The sequence below is a fragment of the Streptomyces sp. NPDC030893 genome (assembly GCF_055571535.1).
The window spans coordinates 211,432-238,419 of record NZ_JBVIFC010000003.1 but is presented as its reverse complement, the minus strand read 5'-3'; the positions used below and the strand labels follow the sequence as shown (position 1 = coordinate 238,419).

28 protein-coding genes are annotated in these 26,988 nt (G+C 73.4%); 17 read left to right on the top strand and 11 right to left on the bottom strand.

Features of this window, described 5'->3' with window-relative positions:
- Window positions 1-1,110 carry a baeRF2 domain-containing protein gene (locus ACZ434_RS08735; RefSeq protein ID WP_468453292.1) on the bottom strand — a complete coding sequence of 370 codons (1,110 nt, stop codon included), beginning with the start codon at window positions 1,108-1,110 and terminating at the stop codon, window positions 1-3.
- A gap of 61 nt (window positions 1,111-1,171) precedes the next feature.
- Between ACZ434_RS08735 and ACZ434_RS08730 the strand changes: the two genes are divergently transcribed.
- On the top strand, window positions 1,172-1,459 hold the full coding sequence (locus ACZ434_RS08730; protein WP_468453291.1) for a DUF6158 family protein: 288 nt from the start codon (window positions 1,172-1,174) through the stop codon (window positions 1,457-1,459).
- Between the two features lie 100 nt (window positions 1,460-1,559).
- Here ACZ434_RS08730 and ACZ434_RS08725 read toward each other — a convergent pair whose 3' ends face one another.
- The 3 genes from ACZ434_RS08725 to ACZ434_RS08715 are packed head-to-tail and all read right to left on the bottom strand — an operon-like array spanning window position 1,560 to window position 2,967.
- Window positions 1,560-2,102 (bottom strand): type 1 glutamine amidotransferase domain-containing protein, encoded by a 543-nt coding sequence (locus tag ACZ434_RS08725; protein ID WP_468453289.1) that lies wholly within the window; start codon window positions 2,100-2,102, stop codon window positions 1,560-1,562.
- 8 nt (window positions 2,103-2,110) lie between these two features.
- On the bottom strand, window positions 2,111-2,545 hold the full coding sequence (locus tag ACZ434_RS08720) for a CBS domain-containing protein (RefSeq protein ID WP_468453694.1): 435 nt from the start codon (window positions 2,543-2,545) through the stop codon (window positions 2,111-2,113).
- Window positions 2,546-2,574: 29 nt separating this feature from the next.
- A complete protein-coding gene (locus ACZ434_RS08715; protein WP_468453287.1) occupies window positions 2,575-2,967 on the bottom strand; it encodes a DUF2795 domain-containing protein in 393 nt (130 codons plus the stop codon).
- 158 nt (window positions 2,968-3,125) lie between these two features.
- Here ACZ434_RS08715 and ACZ434_RS08710 point away from each other — a divergent pair, with 158 nt between their 5' ends.
- The 5 genes from ACZ434_RS08710 to ACZ434_RS08690 all read left to right on the top strand — a co-directional run bounded on the left by ACZ434_RS08710 (window position 3,126) and on the right by ACZ434_RS08690 (window position 7,509).
- The gene (locus ACZ434_RS08710) at window positions 3,126-3,266 is read left to right on the top strand and encodes a hypothetical protein (RefSeq protein ID WP_468453285.1); all 141 of its coding nucleotides are present in this window, start codon (window positions 3,126-3,128) and stop codon (window positions 3,264-3,266) included.
- A gap of 143 nt (window positions 3,267-3,409) precedes the next feature.
- Complete coding sequence (locus ACZ434_RS08705; protein ID WP_468453283.1) at window positions 3,410-4,210, top strand: RNA polymerase sigma factor SigF; 801 nt, start codon at window positions 3,410-3,412, stop codon at window positions 4,208-4,210.
- A 145-nt stretch (window positions 4,211-4,355) separates the two neighbouring features.
- Complete coding sequence (locus ACZ434_RS08700; protein WP_468453281.1) at window positions 4,356-5,099, top strand: hypothetical protein; 744 nt, start codon at window positions 4,356-4,358, stop codon at window positions 5,097-5,099.
- Window positions 5,100-5,194: 95 nt separating this feature from the next.
- Complete coding sequence (locus tag ACZ434_RS08695) at window positions 5,195-6,442, top strand: aminotransferase class I/II-fold pyridoxal phosphate-dependent enzyme (RefSeq protein WP_468453279.1); 1,248 nt, start codon at window positions 5,195-5,197, stop codon at window positions 6,440-6,442.
- Window positions 6,439-7,509, top strand: a complete 1,071-nt coding sequence (locus tag ACZ434_RS08690; RefSeq protein ID WP_468453277.1) for an MBL fold metallo-hydrolase — start codon at window positions 6,439-6,441, stop codon at window positions 7,507-7,509. Before ACZ434_RS08695 ends, ACZ434_RS08690 begins: the two co-directional genes overlap by 4 nt.
- 98 nt (window positions 7,510-7,607) lie before the next feature.
- Here ACZ434_RS08690 and ACZ434_RS08685 read toward each other — a convergent pair whose 3' ends face one another.
- On the bottom strand, window positions 7,608-8,240 hold the full coding sequence (locus tag ACZ434_RS08685; RefSeq protein WP_468453692.1) for a DedA family protein: 633 nt from the start codon (window positions 8,238-8,240) through the stop codon (window positions 7,608-7,610).
- A 38-nt stretch (window positions 8,241-8,278) separates the two neighbouring features.
- Window positions 8,279-9,052 (bottom strand): MBL fold metallo-hydrolase, encoded by a 774-nt coding sequence (locus ACZ434_RS08680; protein WP_468453275.1) that lies wholly within the window; start codon window positions 9,050-9,052, stop codon window positions 8,279-8,281.
- 78 nt (window positions 9,053-9,130) lie between these two features.
- Between ACZ434_RS08680 and ACZ434_RS08675 the strand changes: the two genes are divergently transcribed.
- The 8 genes from ACZ434_RS08675 (at window position 9,131) to dnaK (ending at window position 18,590) form a co-directional block, all read left to right on the top strand.
- Window positions 9,131-9,532, top strand: coding sequence for a hypothetical protein (locus tag ACZ434_RS08675; RefSeq protein WP_468453273.1), 402 nt, complete (start codon window positions 9,131-9,133; stop codon window positions 9,530-9,532).
- Window positions 9,533-9,625: 93 nt separating this feature from the next.
- On the top strand, window positions 9,626-11,710 hold the full coding sequence (locus ACZ434_RS08670) for a phage holin family protein (protein WP_468453272.1): 2,085 nt from the start codon (window positions 9,626-9,628) through the stop codon (window positions 11,708-11,710).
- 44 nt (window positions 11,711-11,754) lie between these two features.
- Complete coding sequence (locus ACZ434_RS08665) at window positions 11,755-12,261, top strand: hypothetical protein (RefSeq protein WP_468453270.1); 507 nt, start codon at window positions 11,755-11,757, stop codon at window positions 12,259-12,261.
- A gap of 141 nt (window positions 12,262-12,402) precedes the next feature.
- Window positions 12,403-13,464 carry an ATP-binding protein gene (locus ACZ434_RS08660; RefSeq protein WP_468453268.1) on the top strand — a complete coding sequence of 354 codons (1,062 nt, stop codon included), beginning with the start codon at window positions 12,403-12,405 and terminating at the stop codon, window positions 13,462-13,464.
- A complete protein-coding gene (locus ACZ434_RS08655; RefSeq protein ID WP_468453266.1) occupies window positions 13,461-15,263 on the top strand; it encodes a vWA domain-containing protein in 1,803 nt (600 codons plus the stop codon). Before ACZ434_RS08660 ends, ACZ434_RS08655 begins: the two co-directional genes overlap by 4 nt.
- A 98-nt stretch (window positions 15,264-15,361) precedes the next feature.
- Entirely contained in the window at window positions 15,362-15,790 is a 429-nt protein-coding gene (locus ACZ434_RS08650) for an OsmC family protein (RefSeq protein ID WP_468453263.1), read from the top strand.
- An 80-nt stretch (window positions 15,791-15,870) separates the two neighbouring features.
- Window positions 15,871-16,614 (top strand): glycerophosphodiester phosphodiesterase family protein, encoded by a 744-nt coding sequence (locus ACZ434_RS08645; protein WP_468453261.1) that lies wholly within the window; start codon window positions 15,871-15,873, stop codon window positions 16,612-16,614.
- Between the two features lie 95 nt (window positions 16,615-16,709).
- A complete protein-coding gene (gene dnaK / locus ACZ434_RS08640; protein ID WP_468453259.1) occupies window positions 16,710-18,590 on the top strand; it encodes a molecular chaperone DnaK in 1,881 nt (626 codons plus the stop codon).
- 19 nt (window positions 18,591-18,609) lie between these two features.
- Here dnaK and ACZ434_RS08635 read toward each other — a convergent pair whose 3' ends face one another.
- Window positions 18,610-19,473, bottom strand: coding sequence for a helix-turn-helix domain-containing protein (locus ACZ434_RS08635; RefSeq protein ID WP_468453257.1), 864 nt, complete (start codon window positions 19,471-19,473; stop codon window positions 18,610-18,612).
- A gap of 238 nt (window positions 19,474-19,711) precedes the next feature.
- Between ACZ434_RS08635 and ACZ434_RS08630 the strand changes: the two genes are divergently transcribed.
- On the top strand, window positions 19,712-20,137 hold the full coding sequence (locus tag ACZ434_RS08630) for a hypothetical protein (protein WP_468453255.1): 426 nt from the start codon (window positions 19,712-19,714) through the stop codon (window positions 20,135-20,137).
- Here the strand turns inward: ACZ434_RS08630 and ACZ434_RS08625 are convergent.
- Window positions 20,119-20,946 (bottom strand): helix-turn-helix domain-containing protein, encoded by an 828-nt coding sequence (locus tag ACZ434_RS08625; RefSeq protein WP_468453253.1) that lies wholly within the window; start codon window positions 20,944-20,946, stop codon window positions 20,119-20,121. The genes ACZ434_RS08630 and ACZ434_RS08625 overlap by 19 nt on opposite strands.
- 127 nt (window positions 20,947-21,073) lie before the next feature.
- On the opposite strand from ACZ434_RS08625, the gene ACZ434_RS08620 reads away from it, so the two are divergent.
- Window positions 21,074-21,379: a 4a-hydroxytetrahydrobiopterin dehydratase gene (locus ACZ434_RS08620; protein WP_468453251.1), complete on the top strand. Its 306-nt coding sequence runs from the start codon at window positions 21,074-21,076 to the stop codon at window positions 21,377-21,379.
- A gap of 5 nt (window positions 21,380-21,384) precedes the next feature.
- On the top strand, window positions 21,385-22,140 hold the full coding sequence (locus ACZ434_RS08615) for a class I SAM-dependent methyltransferase (RefSeq protein WP_468453249.1): 756 nt from the start codon (window positions 21,385-21,387) through the stop codon (window positions 22,138-22,140).
- Between the two features lie 18 nt (window positions 22,141-22,158).
- Here ACZ434_RS08615 and ACZ434_RS08610 read toward each other — a convergent pair whose 3' ends face one another.
- From ACZ434_RS08610 to ACZ434_RS08600, 3 genes are all read right to left on the bottom strand, one after another.
- Window positions 22,159-22,851, bottom strand: coding sequence for a Type 1 glutamine amidotransferase-like domain-containing protein (locus ACZ434_RS08610; protein WP_468453247.1), 693 nt, complete (start codon window positions 22,849-22,851; stop codon window positions 22,159-22,161).
- Between the two features lie 17 nt (window positions 22,852-22,868).
- Window positions 22,869-23,426, bottom strand: a complete 558-nt coding sequence (locus tag ACZ434_RS08605; RefSeq protein ID WP_468453245.1) for a chloramphenicol phosphotransferase CPT family protein — start codon at window positions 23,424-23,426, stop codon at window positions 22,869-22,871.
- Window positions 23,427-23,689: 263 nt separating this feature from the next.
- Entirely contained in the window at window positions 23,690-26,605 is a 2,916-nt protein-coding gene (locus ACZ434_RS08600; RefSeq protein WP_468453243.1) for a glycoside hydrolase family 48 protein, read from the bottom strand.
- Window positions 26,606-26,988: the final 383 nt, after the last annotated feature.

Below are 26,988 nucleotides of genomic sequence, written 5' to 3'. Positions count from 1 at the left end.
TCACTTCCAGCGCAACAACGCCCCCAACCCCCCCACCGGCGCATCCTCCCGCGGCCCCGCCGCAGCAACCCCCAGCGCCGACGCATCCGTCGCCACCACCGACCGGATCAGCGCATCGTCCGCCCGCGCCGACCACGAGTTCTGCTCCCCCAGCACCTTCAGGTCCGTACGCCGCACCGCCACCTGGTCCGGGTCCTCACCGATCCACACCTCCCGGTGCGCGTCCGGCCCGTCCGCCCGGATCAGCAGCTGGTCGATCCGGTGCTCGCGCGCGGCCTCGACCAGCGCCGGCACGCCTTCCACGGCACCGGCGCGGCCCTCGTCGTCGGGACTGCGGGCGGCGAGGAAACGCTCCACCTCGTCGGCGGCACGACTGTGGACGTGCTCCGCGCGGATCCGCTCCACGTCGCCGTCGAGCAGCCGGCTGCCCGCACCGTGCGACGTCTCGGCGACCATGCCGTGCAACCGCTGCGGCAGCCGCTCGCGCACGGCGCGCCGCTCCCGGTCGTCACCGACGAGGATCAGCAGATCGGCACCGGTCTCCTCCTGGCAGACGGCGAGCGCGTCGGCGATCTCCGCGGCGTTGTGCTCCCAGGTGTTCTCCACGCGCAGCTGGAAGTGCCGCTCCGACCAGTCGACGGAGGGGGTCTTGCTCAGCGGCCACTGGCGCCCGGTGACACCGCCGGCGTCGTCCCGGCCGAGGGCGCTGCGCAGTTCGAAGTCCGCGCCCCTGCGGTCCACGTACGCGATCACGCACACGGGGTCCTCACCGGCCAGATCCAGCAGCGGCGCGGCCCGTGGCAGCGGCGCCCACTCGGCCCAGTCGCGCTGCGGGGCCCGGGCGAGCGGCGGATCCAGCACCACCTCGCCGTCCCGGGCGAACAGGGCGCGGCCGTGCGGTTCGGCGGAGTGCCGCAGTTCCTCGATCGCGCGGCGCACCGCCTGACAGGTCGCCTCGTCGGCGCCCTGGTCGGCGAGCTCCCGTGCCATCGCCTCGGCCGTCAGCTGCCGTTCATGGGGCGTGTTCTCCGTGTGCCGGGAGGTGTCGACATAGACGGAGGCCCAGGGGCCGGGACGTTCGTAGAGTGGATGCAGGAATGCGAGTTCCATGGCTCCCTCCCGGTTGCCGTTCGGGGTAGTGCTTGTGCCGCCGGGCGGGTACCCGGACCCCATGGACGCACACGACGAGCGGGGCAACACGATGACCGGAGTCGAGCCGGACCGCCTGGACGACCAGCAGCTCATGAAGGAGCTGGAGACCATCCACCGCACGCGCCACGACACGCTGCTGTACGGCTCCAACGGCGCGCTGCGCGCGCACAACGAGCGGATGGCGCAGCTGGAGGGCGAGTACCTGCGCCGCAATCCGAGCCGCCCGGTGGCCGCGGGCCGCACGCGTGAGGGAGCCCGCGAACGGGGCGCCGCGGACACGGCGACGCCCACCGCACCGGGTACCTGACGCACCCGCGACCGGCCGCCTCCGGACGCCGGCGTGCGACGGGGCCCGCACACGCGTACGCACGTGTGCGGGCCCCGTCGGCCGTGTCCCACGACGGGCGTCAGCCCGCCTCCGCCCCGAACACTTCCAGATACGTCTCGCAGAAGGCCTTCAGATCGTCCGGCTTACGGCTGGTGACCAGCTTGTTCGGGCCGTTCCCGCAGACCTTCACCTGCTCGTCGACCCAGGTCGCGCCGGCGTTGCGGAGGTCCGTGCGCAGGCTCGGCCAGCTCGTCAGCTCCCGGCCCCGTACGACATCGGCCTCCACGAGAGTCCAGGGCGCGTGGCAGATCGCGGCGACCGGCCGGCCCTGCTCGAAGAAGTCCCGCACGAAGGACACGGCCTTCTCGTCCATGCGCAGGAAGTCCGGGTTGGCCACCCCGCCCGGCAGCACCAGCCCGCCGAAGGAGTCCGCCGACGTGTCGCCGACGACCTCCTGCACCGGGAAGGTGTCCGCCTTGTCGAGATGGTCGAAGGCCTGGATGGTGCCCGGCTGCGTCGAGACGAGCACGGCCTCGTGACCGGCGTCCACGGCGGCCTGCCACGGCTCGGTCAGCTCCACCTGCTCGACGCCCTCGGGCGCGGTCAGAAAAGCGATACGCATGATGGTTCCTACGTCCCTTCGTCAGCGTTCGGCGGCTGTCGTACACCGCTCTCGTCCGGGGCCGCGCGGCCGATGCCGGCCAGTACGGATCCGGGGTCGCGCGCCTCGGCCAGATCGCCGAGACTCACCAGCCCGACGGGCAGGCCGTCCTCGACGACGGGCAGCCGGCGTACGGCGTGCTCCCGCATGAGGGCGACGGCCGCGGACACCGGATCGTCCGGAGTGAGCGTCAGCGGCCCGGAGGTGCACACCGCCCGCACGCTCACATCGAACGGGTCCGCGCCCTCCGCCACCGCCCGCACGGTGATGTCGCGGTCGGTGAGCACCCCGACGACGTGCTGCCCGTCGGCCACCACCACGTCGCCGATGTTCTGCGCGCGCATCAGCCGCGCCGCCTCGACGACCGAGGCGTCCGGGCGCACGGCGACCACGCCCGGGGTCATCACGTCCTTGACGTACTCGGCCGGGCCGGTCACGCGGTCTCCGTCTCCCGGCTCCGGGTCAGTGCCTCGGCCAGCTCCTGGACGTTGCCGTAGCGGGCCTTCTGCGGCAGCCGTTCCAGCGCCTCGACGAGCGCGTCGGGCGCGTGCCGCCGGTCCAGCGTCCGCATCAGCTCGCGCGGGCCCGCGGGGAACGACCCGCGGCTCAGGATCCTGGCCAGTTCCAGCCGCACCGACTCCAGTGAGGTCGGGCCGCGGCCCGGCGTCACCGGGCCGTACGCGACCTCGGGGTCGTCCTCGGCGAACGGCTCCGGGTCGTTCCACTCCTCGGTGCGGGTGGGATGCCCGGACCTGAGCAGCCCCTGCAGTTCGTGCTTCATCTCGTCGTCACGGTGGACGCTGAGCCGGTCACTGCCTCGCTGCATGTCTCCCTCCAGATCCTTCGGGGGTGCGCACCGCGTACCCGGGCAGCGCGGGCCGACACAGGGATCGGGCGGTGGATCGTCACGGCCCGGGTTTGCCGCCCGGAGGCCGGGAGACCCGGAGCGCACACCCCCCACGAGCCTCCCGGAAAGGCCCGGTCATGGCGGTGCTCGCCCTGCTCATCCCTTCCTTCATGCTCGGTGTGATCCTGATGCTGGGCCGCTACGAAGACCTCCTGCTGCCGCCCGCGCGGCCACCGGAGGAACCCGCGGAGTCCGGACTCGGACGTTTGGGACCGTGAAGCGGGGGCAAGCGCACGAGAGTGCTTCGGACAGGAGGCACGTCCGTGGGAACGGCGGAACGCCGCCCCGGGCGCATCTGTCCCGGCCGGTGCGCCCCCCACGGTGACGTCCCCGAGCACCCCTGAGGGAGTTGCGACGCACCATGCCGACCCGAGCGACCGCGAAGCACCACCCGCACGACGACGCACCCGACACCGCGGCCGCCTTCCGCAGGCTCGCCGCCCTCCCCGCCGGCGCGGAGCGCGACGCGCTCCGCGACGAGCTCGTCGAGGCGTGGCTGCCCATGGCCGACCGCCTCGCCGGACGCTTCCGCAGCCGCGGCGAAAGCTTCGACGATCTGCGCCAGGTCGCGGCTCTGGGCCTGGTCAAGGCCGTCGACCGGTACGACCCCGGGCTCGGCAACGCCTTCGAGAGCTACGCCGTGCCGACCATCACCGGCGAGATCAAGCGGCACTTCCGCGACCACATGTGGACCCTGCATGTACCCCGCCGGGTCCAGGACCTGCGCAACCGCGTCCGCTGCGCCTCCCAGGACCTCTCCCAGACGATCCCCGGACGCCGGCCGACCGTGGCCGAGATCGGCGAGCGCGCCGGCCTCAGCGAGGAGGACGTACGCACCGGCCAGGAGGCGCTGGAGAGTTTCAGCGCGCTGTCCCTGGACGCCGTGCTGCCCGGCAGCGACGACGGCTACTCGCTCGGCGACGCCCTCGGCGGTCCCGACCCGGCGCTGGACGTCGTGGTCGACCGGGAAGCCGTCAAGGAGCGGCTGGCCGCGCTCCCGGAGCGGGAGCGGGCCATCCTCTACATGCGCTTCTTCGGCGACATGACCCAGAGCGGCATCGCCGAGGAGCTGGGCATCTCGCAGATGCACGTCTCCCGCCTGATCAGCCGCTGCTGCGGCCGGGTGCGGGAACAGGTCATGGACGACGCGGCCGAGGACTGACACGTCCGACCGACGTCACCCGCTCGGGTGCGCCAGGTCCCGCCAATGGTGTCCGGCCGCGCGCGGCGGGGCGGCCCGCGGGCTGTGATGGTCGGGGGGCGACGGATCGCCGCGCCCCCGTCCGCCGCTCGAAGGAGCCCGCACCATGCGCCGCACCGCCCGCGCCCTGTCCCTCGCCGCCGTCGCCGGCACCGTCCTCGGCGCGCTCGCACCGGCCGCGGTCGCGGGCACGGCGCCGGGCAGCGGACCGTCATGGGTCACCGCGTCGCCCTCACCCTCGCCCTGCCCGCGGCCCGGGGACCACGCGTGGGACGGGCATGCGCCCACGAGCGCCCGGCCGGACGCCGGGCAGCCGGAAGCGCTGGAACCGGAGGCCTTCGGGGAGGAGGCGCTCGGGGAAGAGGCGCTCGGGGAAGAGGCGCTGGAGGACGAGGCCCTCGACGAGGAGGCGCTCGTCCCGGAGGACACCGCCCCGGACGGACTCGTCCCGGACCCCGCCCCCGAGGACGCCGGGATCCCCGCCCCGCCGGGCACCGACCCCGCCGCTGGATCGAAGGCCATGGAACCAAGGGCCATGGATCCGAGGACCGTCGCGCCGGAAACCGCCCCATCCGATGCGCTGGAACCGAAGCCGCTGGGACCCAAGCCGCTGGAACCGAAGCCGGTCGAACCCAAGCCGGTCGAGCCGAAGCCCACCGCGTCCAAGGGCGCCCCCTGCGCCGCCACACCCCCCGCGCCCCCGCCGCACCAGGGCGTCCACGCCGGCGGAGGCGGCGCCTTCACCGACTCCATGCCCGCCCTGGCCGCAGGCGGCCTGCTGATCGCGGGCGCGTTCGGCGCCGCCGCCCACCGCGTGTACCGGGACCGGACCACCCGCGCGGACGCGTGACATCCCTCGCGGCACGCGGGGTACTGACTGGCCGAGGGCGGTACGAGCGAACGCCGGGGCACGGCACCCCCACACCAGGGACAGCGGAGGCAGGCATGCGGCGGACGGACCCCGAAGGCCACGGACCCGTCCGCTTCGGGCCGCCCGACCCCGAGGACGGACTCCCCGTGCTGCCCGAGCTGTCCGCCGTACTGGCCGCGGCGGCCTCCCGGGCCGGCGCCGAGCCGGTCGGCGGCGGCCCCGCCCTGCTGGAGGCGGCCTGCGGCTACGGCGACCGGCGCGGACTGCCCGCCGCCCCCGACCGGGTGGCCGTCGCACCCGGGGCCCCCGCCCTGCTCGTGGCCCTGACCGCCGCCATCGGCGGCGACGTCCTGGTGCCCCGACCCTGCGCCGCCTGGTGGGCGCCCTACGCCCGGCTGCTGCGCAGACCCGCCTTCTCCGTGCCGACCCCCGCCGAGAGCGGCGGCGTGCCCGACCCGTACGCCCTGCTGGAGACCGTCCGCCGGCTGCGCGCCGAGGGCGGCGACCCGCGTCTGCTGGTGCTCTCCGTCGCCGACGACCCCACCGCCACGGTCGCCCCGCCCGAACTGCTGCACGAGACCGTCGAGGCCGCCGTCGCCGAAGGACTGCACCTGGTCAGCGACGAGACCTGGCGCGACACCCTGCACGACCCGCACGACACCGTGCTGCTCAGCCCCGCCGAGATGCTGCCCGACCGGGTCACCGTCGTCACCGACCTGGTCGGCGCGCTGCTCCCGCCCGGCTGGCCCGCCGCCGTGGCCCGCTTCCCGGCCGGCGAGCAGGGCGAGGCGCTGCACGCGCGGGTGCTCGACGCGCTCACCGCGCTCGACGCGCGGGTCGCCGCACCCGTGGCCGCCGCGGCGGCGTACGCGCTGTCCGAGCCCGAACCGGTCACCGCGCGTGTCGCCGACTCCGTACGCCTGCACGCGCGCCTGGCCGCCGCCGCGCACCGTGCCGTGGTCGACGCCGGAGCCGTGTCCCGGCCCCCGTGCTGCGGCCGCCACCTGTACGTGGACCTCACACCGCTGGTGCCCGCGCTCACCGCGCACGGGGTCGGGGACGCCCAGGAACTGGAGGACTTCCTCACCACCCGGCTCGGCATGCCCGCCCCGGGCGGTCACCGTTTCGGCGACGAGCTCGAAGCACCGCGCGTACGGCTGTCCACCGCACCCCTGCTGGGCGACACCGCCGACCTGCGCGCGGAATGCCTGCGCTCGTCCGAGCCGCTGGAGCTGCCTCACGTGCGACGCGCGCTGAGCCATCTGACGGCGGTCTTCGGCGATCTCCGTGACGCGGCCCGGCGAGGGGAGTCCCCCCGATGACGCGGCGGCCCGGGCCGACGCGGCGGACCCGCACGACCACACCCCCCGGCGGATCCGCATCGGACTCCGGCCCCCCGTCGTCCGCCGCGCCGCCGTACCCCCCACTGGCCGAGCCCCGCCCGCTCGCCGAACACCGGGTGTGGCCGCGCGCCTTCCACGACCGGCTGACCGCCCCGCTCCCCGGCCTCAGGGCCCTCGCCCGCTTCGCCCGCGAGGGCGCCGTACGCCCCACCCCTGACGGTCTCGCGGACATCCCCCGGCTGCCGTACGAGCCCGGCCCGTTGCCCCGCGTGGACGCCCGCACCGTCGCCGTCACCTGGGCGGGCCACGCCAGCTGGGTCCTGCGGATCGGCGGGCTCACCGTGCTCACCGACCCCGTCTGGTCCCGCCGCATCCTCGGCACCCCCGCCCGGGTCACCCCCGTCGGCGTCGCCTGGGAGGCGCTGCCCCGCGTGGACGCGGTCGTCATCAGCCACAACCACTACGACCACCTGGACGCCCCCACCCTGCGCCGGCTCCCGCGCGACACCCCGGTGTTCGTCCCGGCCGGGCTCGGCCGCTGGTTCCACCGCCGCAGGTTCACCCGGGTCACCGAGCTCGACTGGTGGGAGGCCGCCGAACTGGACGGCGTGCGCTTCGACTTCGTACCGGCCCACCACTGGTCCAAGCGCACCCTCACCGACACCTGCCGCTCCCTGTGGGGCGGCTGGGTGCTCACCGACCCCGAGGGCCGGCGCGTCCACTTCGCCGGCGACACCGGCTACGGCCACTGGTTCTCCCGCATCGGCCGCCGCTACCCCGGCATCGACCTCGCCCTGCTGCCCATCGGCGCCTACGACCCCCGCTGGTGGCTGGCCGACGTCCACTGCGACCCGGAGGAAGCGGTCCGCGCCGCCCAGGACCTCGGCGCCCGCCGCATGGCCCCCATGCACTGGGGCACCTTCGTCCTCTCCGCGGAACCGGTCCTGGAGCCCCTGCTCCGCGTCCGCGCCGCCTGGGAGAGGGCGGGCCTGCCGCGCGAGAACCTGTGGGACCTGCCGGTGGGCGCCTCCCGCATCCTGGACTGACCCGAACCCCACCGCGCCCACCCTCCCGGCACCCCCCGCGCGAGGGGCGCGGGGAACTGCGCGACCGGCCCCGACGGATCCGCAGTCGCCGACCGTGCTCAGCCCGCCGTCGTCCCCCGCAGCCGCCGCCACATGCCCGGGGCCGCGCTGATCAGCAGGGTCAGCACGATCGCCGCGAGGACGCCTTCCCACGGCTCCTTGAACAGCGACCCACCGAGGACGCCGATCAGCTGGTACGTCGCCGCCCAGGCCACACACGCCGGGAGGTTGCCCCGTACGAAGCGGCGCATCGGCCACTTCGCGAGCAGACAGGCCATCATCACCGGCAGCCGCCCGGCGGGCACCAGCCGGGACAGCACCAGCACGGCCACCCCGTGGTCGGCGAGCTTCTGCTGCGCCTGCTTCAGCCGGTCCTCCGGGGCCCGCCGGCGGATCTCCTCCAGCCAGCGCGAGCCGCTGCGCGACTTCATCCCGCGCCGCCCCAGCCAGTACAGCGCCATGTCCCCGAGGAACGCGGCCAGCGACGCCGTGACGAGCAGCAGCGCCATCGAGAACGGTGCCGCCCGGTGGAAGGCGACCACGGCCGCCGAGCTCACCAGCGCCCCCGTCGGCACCACCGGCACCAGCGCCCCGATCAGCACCAGCAGGAACAGCGAGGGATAGCCGACGGCCTGCTGGGTCGCGTCGGGCGCCACGACCGGCAGGGCCGCCAGCGCGGCCGCCGACGGCAGGGACGCGCCGGCCGCCTGGACCACCGCGGCGGGAAGGATCACCGAGAGACCCCCAGGCGCACGCTCTCCCCGTGCCCCAGCCGGTGCACGGCCACCCCGGGGGCGTGCCGGGCCGCCAGCCGCTCGAACTCGTGCCCCGGCGCGTGGAACTCGTGCGGGCGCACCGCGTCCATCCCGATCGGCCAGTACGTGCCGTAGTGCACCGGCACCGCGCTGGGCGCACCCAGCAGGGACAGCGCCTCGGCGGCCCGCCCCGCGTCCAGATGCCCCTGCCCGAGGTACGGTCCCCAGCCGCCCACCGGCAGCAGCGCCACGTCGACCGGCCCCACCTCCTTGGCCATCCCCTCGAACAGCCCGGTGTCCCCGGCGAAGTACGACCGTGCCTCGCCCTCCACGACGTAACCGAGGGCCGGGGCACGGTGCGGTCCGACCGGCAGCCGCCGCCCGTCGTGCAGCGCGGGCACGGCCCGCACCACCAGAGGGCCGACCTCGGTCGACTCGCCGGGCGCCATCTCGCTCACGCGGAGATGCGTGAGCCGGCGCAGCCCCGGCACCGCACGTGGTGCGCCCCGGGGCACGAGCAGGCGCGTGCCCGGGGCGAGCAGGGCCAGCGACGGCACATGCAGATGGTCGGCGTGCAGATGGGAGACGAGGACCGCGTCCGCGCGGCGGGCCTCGGCGGGCGGCACCGCGCCGCGCCGGCGCCGCAGATGCGCGAGCCGGCGCGCGAACAGCGGATCGGTGAGCACGCGCGTGTGCGAGTCCTCGACCGTGCAGGTGGCGTGACCCCACCACGTGACCTCCACCGGCACTTCTTCGCCTCCCTCGCGCGACTCCCCGAAGCCTACGTGCAGGAGTAGGGTCGGCGGCGAAATCCGAGGGGGGACGCCATGGGGCCGGTGCGGGTGACGGCGATCGCGAGTCTGACACCGCTGGAGGAACTGGACACCGATCCCTTCCTGGTGGACTCCCGCAGCCAGTACGCCATGTGCGCCCGCTGGGCCGCCGAACAGGGCTACGTGGTGGCGCGGGAACTGCTCGTGCGGGGGCTGCGCCCCGACCACTGCCTGCTGTGGGAGGGGGTGCGGCCCGGCGCCGACCTGTTCGTGGTGCCCAGCCTGCGGGTACTCGAGCGGGCGCTGTCCTCCGCCGCGGAGTTCACCGCCGAGTGCGCGCGGCGCGGGGTGCGCGTGGAGACCGTGGGCGGCGCGGAACCCTCGTACGACGCGGCGATGAAGGCGCGGGTGCACCGCAGGCTGTCGATGCCGACCGCGGGCTACGACGGCCGCTGAGGTACCGGCGGCCCGGGCGTCCGGGGACAAAACGCCTGCTCCGGCCGTTGTGACAGGGTGGACGGAGGCCGGGACCGGCCGGGACGGTGAGGTGTGCGGGGCGTGGGCGGCGGGCGGTGGCGACGGATCGCCAGTCAGATCGGGCGGAGCGTGACCGTGTGGGCGGTCTCCACGCTCACCATGCTGCTGCTCGCGGGGATCCTCCCGGACTTCCGGCTGCGCTCGGCCGACGGCGACAGCGCCACCGACATCGCGGTCACCGCCGCCCTCGGCGCCGGCGCCTTCGGTCTGCTGTCCGCCCTGGTCTGGCCACTGCTGGTGCGGCTGCTGCTGCTCGTACCGGCGCTCGTCCTCGGCCTGCTGGTGTTCTTCCTCAACGGCGCCCTGCTCTGGGTGGCCCTGTACGTCAACCCCGTCGAACGGGGTGCGGCCGCGCCGGAGACGGCGGTCGTGGTCGCCGCGGTCATGTCCGCCGTCGCCTCGGCCACGGGCGCCGCCCTCGCCGTACGCGACGACGACGCCTACCGCCGCCGCCTCTACCGGCTCGCCCACCGCAGACGGCGCTCCACCCCGCCCTGCCCGGCCACCCCCGGCACGGTCTTCCTCCAGCTCGACGGCGTCGGCCACGAGGTGCTCCTCGACGCCGTGGACAAGGGCCTGATGCCGACCGTCGCCCGCTGGCTCGGCACGGGCACCGACGGCGACCACCCCACGCACCGCCTCACTCCCTGGCGCACCGACTGGTCCAGCCAGACCGGTGCCAGCCAGCTCGGCATCCTGCACGGCAGCAACCACGACGTCCCCGCCTTCCGCTGGTACGAGAAGGCCCGCCGCGAGGTCATGGTCTGCAACCGGCCCACCAGCGCCGCCGAGCTCCAGGCCCGCGCCATCGAGTACGCGGGGCACGCCGGACTGCTCGCCAGGGACGGCGCCAGCCGCGGCAACCTGTTCAGCGGAGGCGCCGACGAGCAGGCGCTGGTGCTGTCCATCGCCACCCGCCGGCGGAATCCCGCGGCCCGCTCCCGCGCGGGCTACTTCGCGTACTTCTCCGACCCCGCCAACGCGGTGCGCACCGCCCTGTCCTTCGCCGCCGAGGTGGGCCGGGAGATCGGCCAGTCCACCCGGGCGCGGCTGCGCAAACAGCGCCCGCGCGTCTCGCGCGGCGGGCTCTACCCGTTCGTACGGGCCTTCGCGACCGTCGTCGAACGGGACGTGGTCGTCGCCGCCGTCATGGGCGACCTGCTGGCCGGCCGCACCGCCGTCTACGCCGACCTGGTGGCCTACGACGAGGTCGCCCACCACTCCGGGCCCACCGGCCGCGACACCGAGAAGGTCCTCCAGCGCCTCGACCGCTCCCTCGCCCTGATCGAGAACGTCGCCGAGCACGCCCCCCGCCCCTACCGCATCGTCGTCCTCTCCGACCACGGGCAGAGCCCCGGCGAGACCTTCCGCTCCCGCTACGGCCTCACCCTCGGCGACCTGGTGCGGGCCGGCTGCGGACTGCCCGTGCCGCGCCGCGCCCGGCGCACCCACAGCGGCGCCGAGGCCCGCGCGGCGGTCCGGGCCGCGCTGCGCATCCCCGTCGAGGAGGGCATCGAGCACTACCGCCCCTCCCGCGGCTCGGAGCCGATCGTGCTCGCCTCCGGCAACCTGGGCCTGGTCTCCTTCCCGGACGTGCCGCACCGGATGACCAAGGAGGAGATCGACGCCCGGCACCCCGCCCTGCTGGCGACCCTCGCCAACCACCCCGGCATCGGCTTCCTCCTCGTCCGCAGCGAACGCCACGGCGGGGTCGTGCTCGGCGCGTACGGCGCGGAGATACCCCTGGACGAGCTGGACGCCGACCCCGGTCCGCTGGCCGCCTTCGGCCCCGGCGCCGCCGACGTCGTACGCCGCACCCACACGTTCCCGCACACCGCCGACATCATGGTCAACTCGTTCCACGACCCGGCGGACGGCGAGGTGCTGGCGTTCGAGGAGCAGATCGGCTCCCACGGCGGCCTCGGCGGCGCCCAGTCCCGCCCCTTCCTGCTGTCCCCGCTCGCCCTGACCCCGCCCGTCGCCGACGGCACGGAACTCGCCGGAGCCGAGCAGATCCACCGGGTGCTGCGCCGCTGGCTGACGGAATCGGACGACGCGGAACGGCCCGGAGCCGCGGGACACAAGCGCGCGGCCTGACCCCGCCGTTGCCGCGCCGGGGGGCCGTCGCGCACGATGGCCCGATGAACCGGGCCGCCGCGTACACCCTGGACGAGTTGCGGAAACTGGACCCGGCGGTGCGCGCGGACGTCCTGTGCGTCCTGGAGCGCGTCGTCGCGGACCTCCCCGACCGCTGGAGCCGCCGCGGGGGCGTCCCCCAGCTCATGGTGGTCCTCGACGGCCGGGGCGGGGCCCGCACGGAGCGGACCGGCCTGCGGGAGCTGGCCGGGTACGGGTACCTCGACGAGTTCCACCGCTGGGAGCGGGGCGTCCCGGCGGCCAGGGCCCGGGAGCACGGCTGCGCCGCCCTGGTGTACGGCGACCGGATCCACGCGAGGATCAACCGGATCGGCCCCTTCGGTTCACCCCGGTTCGCCCCGGACACGCGGGTCCACGTCCGTGTGGCCCACCGGGAGCTGCCACTGGCGCCCGGCTTCTCGTTCCCCTTCCGTACCGGCGGCGGGCTCTTCCCGCGCCTGGTGTTCCACGACTGGGTGCCCGAGACGCTCGACCGTGCCCGGCGGGGCTGACGCCGCGGAAAACGCGTTGCCCCGCCTCCGTGGGGCACAGTTCACTGGTTCCGGTGCCCGCCCCGGCCCGAGTGCTCCGGCCCGACGCCGGCGACCGGCGCGCACCGTCCGACCTCCCGCCCGACCCTCTGGAGCCACTGCGTGCAGGCAGCCGTCACCGTCACCCCCTCCCGCGTCCCCGAGCTGCTGCTCGGCCTGGCCACCGTGCGGCCGGTGTTCCTCTGGGGGGCGCCCGGTATCGGAAAGTCCTCCCTGGTCAGGGAGTTCGCCGAGTCGCTGGGGCTGGAGTGCGTGAGTCTGCTGGGCACCCAGCTCGCCCCGGAGGACCTGATCGGCGTCCCGCAGATCCGCGACGGCCGCTCGGTGTTCTGCCCGCCGGAGGCGATCGCCCGCGACGAGCCCTACTGCCTGTTCCTGGACGAGCTCAACGCGGCCACCCCCGATGTGCAGAAGGCGTTCTACTCGCTGATCCTGGACCGCCGGATCGGCGACTACGAGCTGCCCAAGGGCTCCATCGTCATCGGCGCCGGCAACCGCGCCACCGACAACGCGCTCGCCCGCCCCATCGCCTCCGCGCTGGTCAACCGCCTCACCCACGTCCACCTCGAGGTGTCCGCCCGGGACTGGCTGGTCTGGGCGGGGAACAACGGCATCCACCCGTGGATCACCGACCACCTCACCGACCGCCCGGACCACCTGTGGTCCAAGCCGCCGAAGACCGAGGAGCCGTTCTCCACCCCCCGCTCCTGGCACATGCTCTCCGACGCGCTGCACTCCTTCGGCCACGACCTCGACGAGAACACCCTGAAGGTCCTCGCCCACGGCACGCTCACCCCCGCGCACGCCACCGCCTTCTGCGGCTACGTCAAGATCGTGCGCAGCCGCTTCGGGATCGACGCGGTCATCAAGGGCGAGGCCCGCTGGCCGCACCGCCTCGAGGACCGCGACCTGCTCTACTACCTCGCCGAGTCCTTCCGCGGACGCCTCGTCAAGGAACTCCCCGCGAGCAAGGAGCACATGTCGGCGAACGGCCGGCAGACCGCCTACCGCGCCAAGGCGCTGCTGGTGCAGCTCGCCGAGATCTCCGTCGAGGTCGCCCAGACCGTCATCGCCTCCGACGGCGACGGAAACCCGGTGCTGCCGTCCTGGTTCCTCGTCGAGGCGGCCCGGGACATGCCCCGGCTGGTGGAGGCGCGCCGGTGAACCGCGCCCGCGCGAAGGGCCCGAAGAAGCGCGACCTCGCACAGGAGGCGTTCGACGCGGGACTGCGGCTGATGCGGGCCAACCCCGCGCTGGCCGCCGTCGAGTTCGACGTCTGCCGCCGGGAGAACTGCGAGCTCGCGCCCCGCGACGGGCTGGTCCGCGTGGACTCCGAGGCCGTCCTGCACGCCCACCCGGACCGCATGGCCGACCCGGAGGCCTGGGCGTGGGCCCTCGCGCACGCCGTCCTCCACCTCGGCTTCGGCCACGTCCCGGCCGCCGCGGGCACCCGCGAACAGCCGGACCGCTGCGAACTCGCCGCCCGCTGCGTGGTCGTCAACCGCTTCCTGCTCGGCTTCCCCGTCGGCAGGACCCCCGACCACCTTCCCGCCGCCTACCCCGACGGCGACGAGGAGCGGCTCGCCGCCCGCTGGCGCCGGGACGGCGTCCCGGCGGTGTACGAGCGCTGCGGCACGGCGGGCGGCGAGGCGGACCTGTTCCTCCAGGAGTGGTACGGCTGGTACGGGCAGCCGCCCGACCACCAGCTCGCGTTCGCCACCGCCCTCACCCGCACCGTGTCCGCCGCGATGGACATGGCGGCCGGCCGCCTCGACAGCCTGGACGGCAAGCCCGTCCCGCGCCGCCCCTGGGAGCGGGCGCTCGGCTGGTTCGTCTCCTCCTACCCGCTGCTCGGCGGCATCGCCGCCGGCATCACCCTGGTCGCCGACGCCGAACTGGCCCGCGCCCACGGCATCTCCGTCGCCGCCGTCAACGCCGAGGCCGGCGAGATCTACGTCAACCCGCTGCGCCGGCTCGACGACGAGGAATGGCGGTTCGTGCTCGCCCACGAGATGCTGCACGCCGCCCTGCGCCACGGCGACCGCTGCGGCGCCCGCGACCCGTTCCTGTTCAACGTCGCCTGCGACTACGTCGTCAACGGCTGGCTGGCGGAGATGCGGGTCGGCACCATGCCCGAGGGCCTGCTGTACGACAAGGAGCTCGCCGGACTGTCCGCCGAGGAGGTCTACGACCGCGTCGCCGGCGACCCGCGCCGCCTGAGGCGCTTCTCCACCCTGCGCGGCAAGGGACTCGGCGACCTGCTCGGCGCCCCCCTCGGCCCTCCCTGCGACTACGTCGACCTCGACGGCTTCTACCGCCGCGGTCTCGCCCAGGGCCTGGACCTGCACGACCGGCAGGAGCGCGGCCTCCTGCCCGTCGGCCTGGTCCAGGAGATCCGCGCGCTCAGCCATCCACCGCTGCCCTGGGACGCCCGCCTCGCCCGCTGGTTCGACGAGTTCGTACCGAGTCCCGAACCGCTGCGGTCGTACGCGCGTCCCGCCCGCCGCCAGGCGTCCACCCCGGACATCCCCCGCGCGGGACGCCATTTCCCGCCGGAGGAGATCGCCCGCTGCACCTTCGGCGTGGTCCTGGACACCTCCGGCTCCATGGACCGGGTCCTGCTCGGCAAGGCGCTCGGTGCCATCGCCTCCTACGCCGGGGCCCGTGACGTACCGGCCGCCCGCGTGGTGTTCTGCGACGCGGCCCCGCACGACGCGGGCTACGTCCAGGTCACCGACATCGCCGGCCGGGTACGGGTGCACGGCCGGGGCGGCACCGTGCTCCAGCCGGGCATCGACCTCCTCCAGCGCGCCGACGACTTCCCGCCCACCGCGCCGATCCTGGTCATCACCGACGGCTGGTGCGACGACGTCCTGCGGGTCCGGCGCGAGCACGCGTACCTGATCCCGCAGGGCGCGCGGCTGCCGTTCACCGCGAGAGGGCCCGTCTTCCGGGTGAGTTGAGCCGTGATGTGATCGGATGGGGGAGGGTGCCCGGTGATCCGGGCACCCGGACCGAGCACCGCCGGACACACGGCCGGACATTTTCGAAAGGATGCGTCATGGCAGCCACGCGCTCCGCACACACCGTTTGGGAAGGCAGTCTCTTCAAGGGCAGCGGGGTCGTCGCCTTCGACTCCTCCGGCAGCATCGCCGAGCAGCCGGTCACCTGGGCGTCGCGTGCCGAGGAGGCGAACGGGAGGACCAGCCCCGAGGAGCTGATCGCCGCCGCGCACTCCAGCTGCTTCTCCATGGCCCTGTCCAACGGTCTCGACAAGGCCGGCAACCCGCCGACCAAGCTGACCACCTCCGCCGACGTCACTTTCGTGCCCGGTGAGGGCATCACCGGCATCCATCTCACCGTCGAGGGCACCGTCCCCGGCCTGGACGAGGCCGGATTCCTCGCCGCCGCCGAGGACGCCAAGGTGAACTGCCCGGTCAGCCAGGCGCTCAAGGGCACCGACATCACCCTGACGGCGAAGCTCGCCTGACCGGCACACCCCGTCGAGCCACCGCAGGCCGCTCCACCCGGGGCGGCCTGCGGCACGTCCCCCTCCGGGAGCCGACCACCATGACGCCACGCCCCGCCGTCTCCGCCCACCGGGGAGGCTCCGAGCGCGCCGCCCCGGCCACCTGGGAGGCGTACGAGGACGCCCTCGCCTCCGGCGCGGAGTACGTCGAGCTCGACGTCCGGCGCACCGCCGACGGCGTCTTCGTCGTCCACCACGACCCCCGGGCGGCCGGCACCGGCCCGCCGCTGTCCACGCTGACCCACGCCGAGCTGAACGCGCGCGCCGGACACCCCGTGCCGGCCGTGGAGGAGGTGATGGAGCTGGTCGCGGGGAGGCTCGTCGCCCATCTGGACCTGAAGGAGACCGGCCACGAGCGGGAGCTGATCGACCGCGCGGTCGCCCTGCTCGGCGCGGACGGATGCGTCGCCACCACCCTGGAGGACCGGTCCGTCGCCGCCATCACCGCCGCCCACCCGCGCGTCCGCACCGTGCTGTCCCTCGGCCGCGACGGCAAGGACGTCGGCCGGCGCCGTCTGGTGGCCACCCGGATCAGCGAACTGCTGCCCATGCGCCGGGTGCGTGCCTGCGGCGCCCACGGGGTAGCCGTGCACCAGCGTCTGGCCCGCGCCACCGTGCTGCGCGAGGCCGCGCGTAACAGACTGTTCACCATGGTGTGGACCGTCAACGAGGACGCGGCGCTGCGCGGCTTCCTCGGCGACCCGCGCGTGGACGTGCTGATCACGGACCGTCCCCGCCGCGCCGTGGAACTGCGCGGGCACACCGGCGCCCGCACCCCTCGTTGACGACCACCCGTTCAAACCATTGACAACAGGGCGCTCAAGTTTTGTGCTGGAAGAGCCGAAAGTCCACAGAGGTGCCCTGGCGGAAGGGGACAGCGATGGGACGTGCCGTCGGAATCGACCTGGGAACCACGAACTCGGTGGTGGCCGTGCTGGAGGGCGGTGAGCCCACCGTCATCGCCAACGCGGAGGGCGCGCGCACCACGCCCTCGGTGGTGGCCTTCGCCAAGAACGGCGAGGTGCTCGTCGGCGAGGTCGCCAAACGGCAGGCGGTGACCAACGTCGACCGCACCGCCCGCTCGGTCAAGCGGTACATGGGCGACGCCCAGTGGCGCTTCCCCGAACACGGCTCCGTCGACGGTACGCGCTACACGGCGCAGGAACTGTCCGCCCGGGTGCTGCAGAAACTGCGCCGGGACGCCGAGTCGTACCTCGGCGAGGACGTCACCGACGCCGTCATCACCGTACCGGCGTACTTCGACGACACGCAGCGGCAGGCCACCAAGGAGGCCGGGGAGATCGCCGGCCTCAAGGTGCTGCGGATCATCAACGAGCCCACGGCGGCGGCCCTGGCGTACGGCCTGGACAAGGAGAACGACCAGACCGTCCTCGTGTTCGACCTGGGCGGCGGCACCTTCGACGTGTCGCTGCTCGACATGGGCGAGGGCGTCATCGAGGTGAAGGCCACCAACGGCGACACCCACCTCGGCGGCGACGACTGGGACCAGCGCGTCGTCGAGTACCTCGCCAAACGCTTCAAGGGGCAGTACGGCGTCGACCTGGCCCAGGACAGGATGGCGGTGCAGCGGCTGCGGGAGGCCGCCGAGAAGGCGAAGATCGAGCTGTCGTCGTCGACCGAGACCACCATCAACCTGCCCTACATCACCGCCTCCGCCGAAGGCCCCCTCCACCTCGACGAGAAGCTCACCCGCGCCCAGTTCCAGGAACTCACCGAGGATCTGCTGGAGCGCTGCAAGAAGCCCTTCCACCAGGCCGTCAAGGACGCCGGTGTGAAGCTCTCCGCGGTCGACCACGTCATCCTCGTCGGCGGCTCCACCCGGATGCCCGCCGTCACCGACCTGGTCCGTGAACTCACCGGCAAGGAGCCGCACAAGGGCGTCAACCCCGACGAGGTCGTGGCCCTCGGCGCCGCGCTCCAGGCCGGTGTCATCCGCGGCGACGTCAAGGACGTCCTGCTGCTCGACGTCACCCCGCTGTCCCTGGGCATCGAGACCAAGGGCGGCATCATGACCAAGCTGATCGAGCGCAACACCACGATTCCCACCCGCCGTTCGGAGATCTTCACCACCGCCGTCGACAACCAGCCCTCGGTCGGCATCCAGGTCTACCAGGGCGAACGCGAGATCGCCGCGTACAACAAGAAGCTCGGCGTCTTCGACCTCACCGGCCTGCCGCCGGCCCCGCGCGGCATCCCGCAGATCGAGGTGGCCTTCGACATCGACGCCAACGGCATCATGCACGTCTCCGCCAAGGACCTCGCCACCGGCCGTGAGCAGAAGATGACCGTCACCGGCGGCTCCGCGCTGCCCAAGGACGACATCGACCGGATGATGCGGGAGGCGGAGGAGTACGCGGAGGAGGACCGCAGGCGCCGTGAGACCGCCGAGACCCGCAACCAGGCCGAGCAACTCGTCTACCAGACCGAGAGGTTCCTGGCGGAGAACGGCGACCGGGTGCCCGGCGACACCAAGTCGGAGGTCGAGTCGGCCGTCGCGGAGCTGAAGCAGCTGCTGGAGCGGGAGGCCACCGACACGGCCGAGCTGCGCACCGGGGTGGAGAAGCTCGCCGCGGTGAGCCAGAAGATGGGCCAGGCGATGTACGCGCAGTCCCCGCCGCCCACCGGGGGCACCGAACAGGACACCGCACCGCAGGAGGAGGAGGGCGTCGTCGACGCGGAGATCGTGGACGACGACAGGGACACCGGCGACAGCGGCGGGCGCCGGGACGGCGCGGCCTGAGACCCGTCCGCGCCCTGTCTCAGTAGTGCTCGCGGCACTCCCGCAGCAGTTTCTCGGTGCGCTGGGTCGAGGCCGCCCGCGCCGTCATGTGGTCCAGCACCTCCAGGTGCACCGAGACCTCCTTGCGGGAGTCCAGATACAGCGCCCCGGTCAGATACTCGGTGAACACCATGTCCGGCAGCTCCGGCTCGGCGAAGCGGAACAGGGAGAACGGCGCGTACGTGCCCGGGTGCGGCCCGTCGGCGAACTCGGCGACCTGCAGGGTGATCCGGTCCCGCTCGGAGTATTCGAGCAGCTTGTCGAGCTGGTCGCGCATCACCCGGCCGTCGACGCCGACCGGGCGCCGCAGCACCGTCTCCTCCATCAGCACCCACAGGTGCGGCGGGTCGGCCCGCTCCAGCAGCCGCTGGCGCTCCATGCGCAGCGACACATGCCGCTCGACGGCCTCCGTTCCCGCGGTGCCGATCGTGCCGGCCTCCATGACGGCGCGCGCGTAGTCCTCCGTCTGCAGCAGCCCCGGCACGAAGTGCGGTTCGTAGGAGCGGATGATCCGGGCGGCGCCCTCCAGACTCACGTACAGGCTGAACCACTCGGGCAGCACGTCGTGGTACCGCTGCCACCAGCCCGGCCGGTTCGCCTCCTCGGCGAGCTCCACGAAGGCCACGGACTCGCTGTCGGGCACCCCGTACGCGGTCAGCAGCAGCTGGACGTACGGAATCTTCAGCGCGACCTCGGCGTTCTCCATCCGCCGCACGGTCGCCGGAGCCACCCGCAGGATCCGGGCCGCCTCCTCCCGCGAGAGGCCGGCGGCCTCCCGCAGCTCGTACAGCCGCCTTCCCAGAACCACCTGGCCCACGGTCGGTGCGGCCCGCCGCTCACTCAACGCCACGCCTCCCCAACGCGCCCGGGCATGCGCTCAGTCTGTCATGTTCCTCCGACACTCTCACGAGCCGCGGGAAACCGCCCTGTTTCGATGCTCCCCACGCCTCATTACCCGGCGGGTAATCGACCCGGCCCGGCCTCCGCGGGATCGTGGACGCACCGGGTCCCGGGCCGGCGCACTCCGGCCCGGGCCCCGGCACCAACCGCCCCGACCCGAACCCGACGGAGGATGATTCATCATGTCCGCGCCCCAGCTCGCCGTGCTCGCCCGGACCGTGGAGCCGCAGCGGATGCTGCGCCGCTTCCTCGCCCTCGACGCCGCGGTGACCGGCGCCAACGCGCTCGCCTACCTCGCTCTCTCCGGCCCGCTCGGACGCTTCCTCGGCGCCGGCCAGGGCCTCCTGCTCGCGCTCGGCGCGTTCCTCGCGGTGTACGCGGCCGGCGTGGGCCTGCTGGCCGCCCGGCCGCATCCGCCGGCGGCCGGTGTACGGATCGTCGTCGAGGCCAACCTCGCCTGGACGGCGCTCAGTCTCGCCGCCCTCGCGCTGTGGCTCACCCCGACCACGGCGGGCGCCGTGTGGACGGTCCTGCAGGCGCTGACCGTGGCGGGGTTCGCCGTACTCCAGCACACCGCCCTGAGGGAGCGTCAACTCAACCAGGACTGAAGGTACTTGGCCGTCGCCGGATCCGCCGGGAGCAGCGTCTCCACGGCCAGCTCGGCGACGGTCACGTCCATCGGTGTGTTGAAGGTCGAGATCGACGACACGAAGGACAGCCTGCGCCCCTCGTGCTCGACGACCAACGGCAGCGCGAAGTACGCCACCGGCTCCTCGGCTTCCTCCGGTTCCTTCGGGGACCGCCCGCCGGTGTCCGGGACCGGATAGGCCGAGACCTCCTCGTACAGTTCCCGCAGCGGTGCGGAGCGGCGCAGCGCGATGTGCCGGCGCATCTGCTCCAGCAGATGGCCTCGCCACTCCCGCAGATTCACGATCCGCGGCGCCAGCCCCCGCGGGTGCAGGGTCAGCCGCACCGCGTTCAGCGGCGGCGTCAGCAGCGACTCGGGCACCCCGTCGAACAGCATCATGACCCCGCGGTTGGCCGCCACCACGTCGTACATCGCGTCCACCACCAGCGCCGGGTACGGCTCGAAGCCGCCGATCAGCCGCTCGATGCCGTCCCGCAGCGCGTCCAGCGCAGGATCGTCCAGCGGGGTGTGCGGGAACCGGGGCGCGTAACCGGCCGCCAGCAGCAGCGCGTTGCGCTCCCGCATCGGCACGTCCAGCCGCTCGGCCAGCCGCAGCACCATCTCCTCGCTGGGCCGGGAGCGGCCGGTCTCGATGAAGCTGATGTGCCGCGCGGAGGAGTCGGCGCGCAGGGCCAGCTCCAGCTGGCTGACCCGCCGCTGCTCCCGCCAGGCGCGCAGCAGCGGGCCCACGCCGTCGGCGGAGGCGGCTCGGGACGGGACTGTGGTCATGACAGGACGGTAGTCGAGAAGCGGCCGAACCGGGGAGCCACGCCCCCGTGACCAGGGCCCCGGGGGCCCTCCTGTGGCAGCCTGGGAGTCCCGCAGGAGAACCGGACCCGGCGAAGGAGCGCAGCCCATGCCCGTCGAACCGCTGTCGCAGAAGGAGATCGAGGACCGGCTGGCGGAGCTGCCGGGCTGGTCCCTCGACGAGGGCCGCCTCAGCCGCTCCTACCGGCTCGGCTCGCACTTCGCGGCGACCGCGATGGTCGTCCACATCGCCCAGGTGCAGGAGGAGCTGGACCACCACTCCGACCTCACCCTCGGCTACGACACCGTGTCCCTGTCCGTGCACACCCACAGCGCGGGTGGCACCGTCACCGCCAAGGACTTCGATCTCGCCCGCAGGGTGGAGGACCTGGCGCCCGGACACGGTGCACACTGAGGCGCGTGCTGGACTACGACGAGGAAGCGGAACGGTACGACGTCCTGCGCGGCGGTGAGCCCCGGGCGGCGGCCGCCGCCGAGGCCGTGCTGAGCCTCGTACCGGGCGGTGCGCGGGACCTGCTGGACGTGGCCTGCGGCACCGGCATCGTGACCCGGCGGTTCCCGGCCGCCCGCCCCGGTCTGCGGGTCACGGGTGTCGACCTGGCCCCGTCGATGACGCGCCGGGCCGCGGCCCGGCTGCCGGGCGCCGTGGTTCGCGCGGACAGCCGCCGGCTGCCCTTCGGCGACGCCCGGTTCGACGCCGTGGTCAGCGTGTGGCTGCTGCACCTCGTGTCCGGCCCCGAGGGCGTACGGGAGGTGGTCGGCGAGTGCGCCCGTGTGCTGCGGCCCGGCGGGGTGTACGTCACCACCGTCGACAAGGGCGCCTCCCACAACGTCGGCAGCGACATCGACGCGGTCCTCGCCGCCCGCCCGCCCAGCCCGGTGTCCGACGCCTCCGCCGCCGTCGACGCCAGTGCCACGGCGCACGGCCTGCTCCCGGCGGGGGAGGCCCGCTTCCGGGGACACGGTCAGGGGCGCAGCCCCCGGCGCACCGTCGCGGACCTGCGGCGCGGCTGGTTCGTCACCCTGCCTCCCGGGCAGCCTCTCGCCGAAACCTTCGCCGCCCGCCTGGCCGCGCTGCCCGACCAGGAACGCCCCCGCCCCGACCCGGTGTTCACCCTCCGGGCGTACCGCAGGCCGCCACTCGCCGGCGCCTGAGGGCCGGACCCGGGGACGTCACCGTCCGAGCGAACGGCACGCCACCGCCTGTTCGACGGCGTCGGCGCCCCTGCCCGCCTCCACCCGGTGCAGACGCGCCCCCGGCGTCCGCGTCACCGCTTCCGTGAGCCGGCCGTCCGTGAACAGGGCACCCACCCCGTCCTCCACGGCCCACCCGGCGGGCAGCCTGCCGCCCGCGACGGCCGCCCGGTAGGAGTCCCGGCGGCCGGGCTCACTGTCGTAGTGCGGACACACCGAGCCCGCCAACAGCCCCAGCCCGTCGGGCAGATACGTCAACGGACCGAAGGAGTCGGTGTGCGACCCCTCGGCCCAGCAGTTGGCGCCCGCACTGATCCCGCACATCAGCGTCCCGCCCTCGTACGCCTCCCGCATCAGCCGGTCCACCCCGTGCACCCGCCAGACCGCCAGCAGGTTGGCGGTGTTGCCGCCCCCGACGTACACGACGTCCTGGGCGAGCAGGAAGTCCCGCAACGCCTCGTCGTCCGACTCCCGCCGGAACAAGGACAGTACGGACGGCTCGCAGTCCCGCTCCCCGAACGCGGTCAGGAACTTCTCGGCGTAGGCGGGGGCGTCCCCACTGGCCGTGGGCACGAAGCACACCCTGGGCCGCGCCCTCCGCGCATGCCCGAGCACCCAGTCGTCCAGCAGCCCGTCACCGTCGGTGGAGAAACCACCCCCGAGCAGTGCCAAGCGACGCGATGCCCCGCTCACCGGCCGGCCTCCGCCATCCCGCCCCGAAGCCTCTCGAACGCGGTGGGAACCGGCCGCCGTGCCAGGAAACCACGGATCCGCCGGGCACACTCCGCCGCGTCGGCCGTCGTCGTGTCGCATTCGATGTCGTACACGCCGTGGGAGTGGACCTGCTCGAACTGCCGGGCCGCGAGACCGGCGGGGCGGTCGCCCCGCGCCTGCTCGCGCCGGCGCAGTTCCTCCAGCGAGCAGCGCACTCCCACCAGGACGACGTCCGGGGCGGGGAACAGCTCCAGACAGTCCCGCAGGCGCCACTCCTCACTCAGTACGTGGTCGACGATCACGTTGTTGCCCGCCGCGGCCATGCCGGCGACCGCCCGGTGGAACCCCCGCCACGTGCGGTGCAGTACGTCGGGGAGGTCGTCCGGGGCGATCGGCCGGCGTGAACGCATGGCGTGGAAGGAGTCCACGGGCATGTGGAAGTACGGCTCGTCCAGCACGCGCAGCAGTTCTTGCGCGATGCTGGACTTTCCCGAACTCGACGTGCCGTTCAGGAAGATGATCCGGCCGGACACCTGGGGATTCCTCACTGTCGCCGGTGGGGTGGAGTGACCATTGTCCACGGGCGGGGTTCAGCGGGCCGGGCCGGTGTCCCTCGAAGCGGACCGGGCGGCCCCCCGCGTGGGTGGGGCCGCCCGGTCGGTGGTCCCGTCGTCCTGTGACGGGGCCGTGTACACGGAGCCGTCAAGCGCCACCGGGACGAAGCGGTACCCACCGCGCACTGCGCGACCGGCCCGCAGCCGGAGAACCGCCCGACCCGCGGAGCGCTTCGCGGGGGCTATTCGAGCAGCTCCGCGTACGAGCCCATGGCCAGGGCGATGTCGGCCTGGGCCCAGAACCGGTGGTACGTGAAGGTCGGCGCGGCGCCGCCCTCGAGGTAGCTCTCGATCTTCGACCAGGCGGGGTCGTCCTGGTAGAAGGACCGGATCGACGCGAACGTCGACGACGAGTCGATCGTGTCGCCGTTCGGCATGGTGCCGCTCCAGCCGCTGGGGACGTACACCGGGTCGTCGAAGCGGTTGTAGTCGGCGCGGGTCTCCGGAACGGCGATGCCGAGCGCGTCCTGGTTGTTCTCCCACATGCCGTCCAGCAGCGCCTTCGCCGTGGCCGCCGCCTCCGTGTCACCGGAGCGGTCGGCGTAGTACGTCAGCGTCTTGGCGTAGGCCGCCGCCACTCCGACGTCATTGGTGTAGTCCGCGACCGTGACGTGCAGACCGCCGTTGGCGCCGGGGGACGACGCGTTCCAGGTGTCGGGCTTGCCCGACCACCGCAGCGTCGACGGCATCAGGAAGGTGCCGTCAGGGTTGACCGTGGTCTCGGACAGCGCCCAGTCCACCCACTTGTCGAGGACCGTCTTGGCGAGCGCGTTGCCGGTCTGCTGGTACAGCTCGGCCACCCGCTCCATCGACCACGCCTGGAAGCCGAACCACTGGTTCGACGGCGGGTCGTGGTAGACCGGCTTCTCGTCGTAGTGCATGCCGTAGAAGGTCGGCGTGCCCGCCGGCGGGGCGGCGTACCGGCCCGCCCAGCTGTTGGTCGCGCCGCCCGCGATGGCCCCCTCGTCGGACTGCAGCCAGCGGTAGAACTCCAGTTGCCGCTGCATCGACTTGCCCCAGTCCGCCGCGCCCGTCGCCGACTTCGGCTTCAGCGGCGCGTACTCGCTCAGCGCGTACGCGGCGAGCGGGTTCTGGTAGCCGCCGTGCGCGTGGCTGGAGCCGATGCGCCAGGCCCAGCCCGCCGAGGAGTCGGTCGCGCCGCCCCAGGCGTAGTACCAGGAGAGCAGGTAGTGCGAGGCGTCCTTGCCGGTGCCGGCCGGGCACGACGGGCTGGTGCAGTCGCCGATCTTCTTGAAGTACTTGTCGAACATGGCGTAGCGCAGGTAGTCGCCCATCTTCGCGGCCTTGGCGACGGTCGCGGACACCTGGGAACCCTTGCCCTGGTCCTTCGCCCACAGGTCCGCCCAGTAGGCGGCCTGCACCGCGCGGGCGTCGGCGTCCGGCGCGTTGGTGAACTTCCACTGCTCGGCGTAGGACGCGTCCTTCGTGAACAGGTCCAGATAGCCGTTGGTCCCGCCGTACTCGAAGGCGTCGCAGGTGGGCTGCGGGACGGTCTCCCACACCGACTCCTGCGGACCGCGCTGGAAGGTGTTGATGTACGACGGCCCGGTGTCCGCCGGGCCCGCCTCGCACTTGCCGGGCGAGTTGCCGTAGCCGTACACGTTGTCGACGTCCTGGATCCAGTGCATGCCGTACACGTCGTCCGTGCCGTACGCGCTCTTCAGCTCGGCGGCGATCGGGTCGGGGCCGACCGAGACACCGGTGTCGAGCTGCGAGGGGTACTCGTCCGGGGTGTCGTGCTCGGGCGCGTAGGTGGCCGGCTTCGAGGCGTTGTAGAAGGAGTTGGTGGGCTGGTCGGCACGGGTCGGGATCATGTACCGCTCCATGATCCCCCAGGCCTCGTTGAACCTCGACCAGTCACCGGTGACCTTGCCGTACATCGCCTGGAGCCAGATCAGATAGCTGTACGCCTCCGAGGTCGTCTCGTGACCGTGGTCCGGCGCCTCGACGATCAGCGTCTCCACCGAGTGGTACGGGATGCCCTCGGGGGAGAAGTAGCCGTTGGCCGGGTCGGTGATCTTCCCGTACAGCTCCAGGAAGCGCGCGTCGTACGTCTTCGACGCGCCCAGCTGCGTCACCGTGACCGCCGCCTCGGCGTGGCCGGGCGCGGAGGACTCGAAGACGGCCGTGCCGCTGCCGGAGTCGTCGGCGGTGATCGTCACCGTCTGCGCGGTGTTCCAGTTCGCCGGGGTGAAGGTGAGCGAGGCGCCGGCGGAGACCGACAGGCCCGAGTTGCCGCTCGCCCGTGCCGTCGTGACGGTCACGTTGGTGCTCGGCTGCTTGGACAGCTTCACCTCGTAGGTGCCCGACTCGCCCTGCTGGACGCCGAGTTGGGACGGGGAGGCGACCACGGCGGGCCCCGAGGCGACCGTGATCCCGACCGGCGTGGAACTCGCGGAGGCGCCCAAGCTGTCGTACGCCTTCGCCACCAGTGAATGACTGCCCACGGTCAAGCCGGCGACCGACAGGGTGAAGGGGGCGCTGGTGTCGGTGCCCAGCAGCTCGGTGTCGTCGTAGAACTCCACCTCGGTGATCGTGGCGTCGTCGGCCGCCGCGGCGGTGGCCGCGAGCGGGACCGTCTCGCCCCGCGTGTAGACGGCGCCGGCCTGCGGGCTGGTCAGCACGGTGATCGGCGGCTGGTGCGCCCCGGCGCAGGTGGTGCCGTTGACGGCGAAGGACGTGGGGGCGGCGTTGCCGCCGCTGTAGGTGAACTGGCCGCCGGTCGTGACGGCGGCGCCGGCGGCGATCCGGGCGTTGTACCCGGCGTTCTTCACGGTCACGGTCGAGCCGGACTGCGACCAGCTGCCGTTCCAGCCGTTCACCAGCTTCTGGTTGCCCGTGTAGCCGTACGTCAGGGTCCAGCCGTCGATGGGGTCCGCACCGCGGTTGGTGAGGGTCAGCTCGGCGGTGAATCCGGAGCCCCAGTCGTTCGTTCTGTAGTCGACGCTGCACTGCACGGCGGCCGCCTGAGCGGGGGTCGAGCCGGTCGAGAGCATCGTCAGCGGGAGTGCCAGAGCCGCCGCGGCGGCCGTTGACCATCGCCGGACGCCGCTGCGTCTCCTGGGTGGGGGATGCATGTGCTGGTTCCTCCTGCGACTCGGACATGACAAGCCTTGAACCAGTGGGAGCGCTCCCATAGTGGAGACGGGGTGGTGGGCGGTCAAGCCTTGTGGAGAATCGAAAAGATTCGACGGCGAGAGTCGGGCGAAAGTCGGCACACCCTCTGTTCTTCGCCGTCACTTGACGCTAGCTTCAAGAGCACCAGTGGGAGCGCTTCCATCAGTCGACGCGTCCGTCACGACGCGTCCGAGCTGCAAGGAGACGCTCGATGCGCCACCCCCCGCGTTCAGTACTTTTAGCCACCCCCGTGCACCTGTGGAGCACCTGACGCGGGGTCGCTCTCCCGTGGGATCCGTGTGTCGTCCGTGCTGCCCGGAAACATCCCCGGCGGCCTCACCGG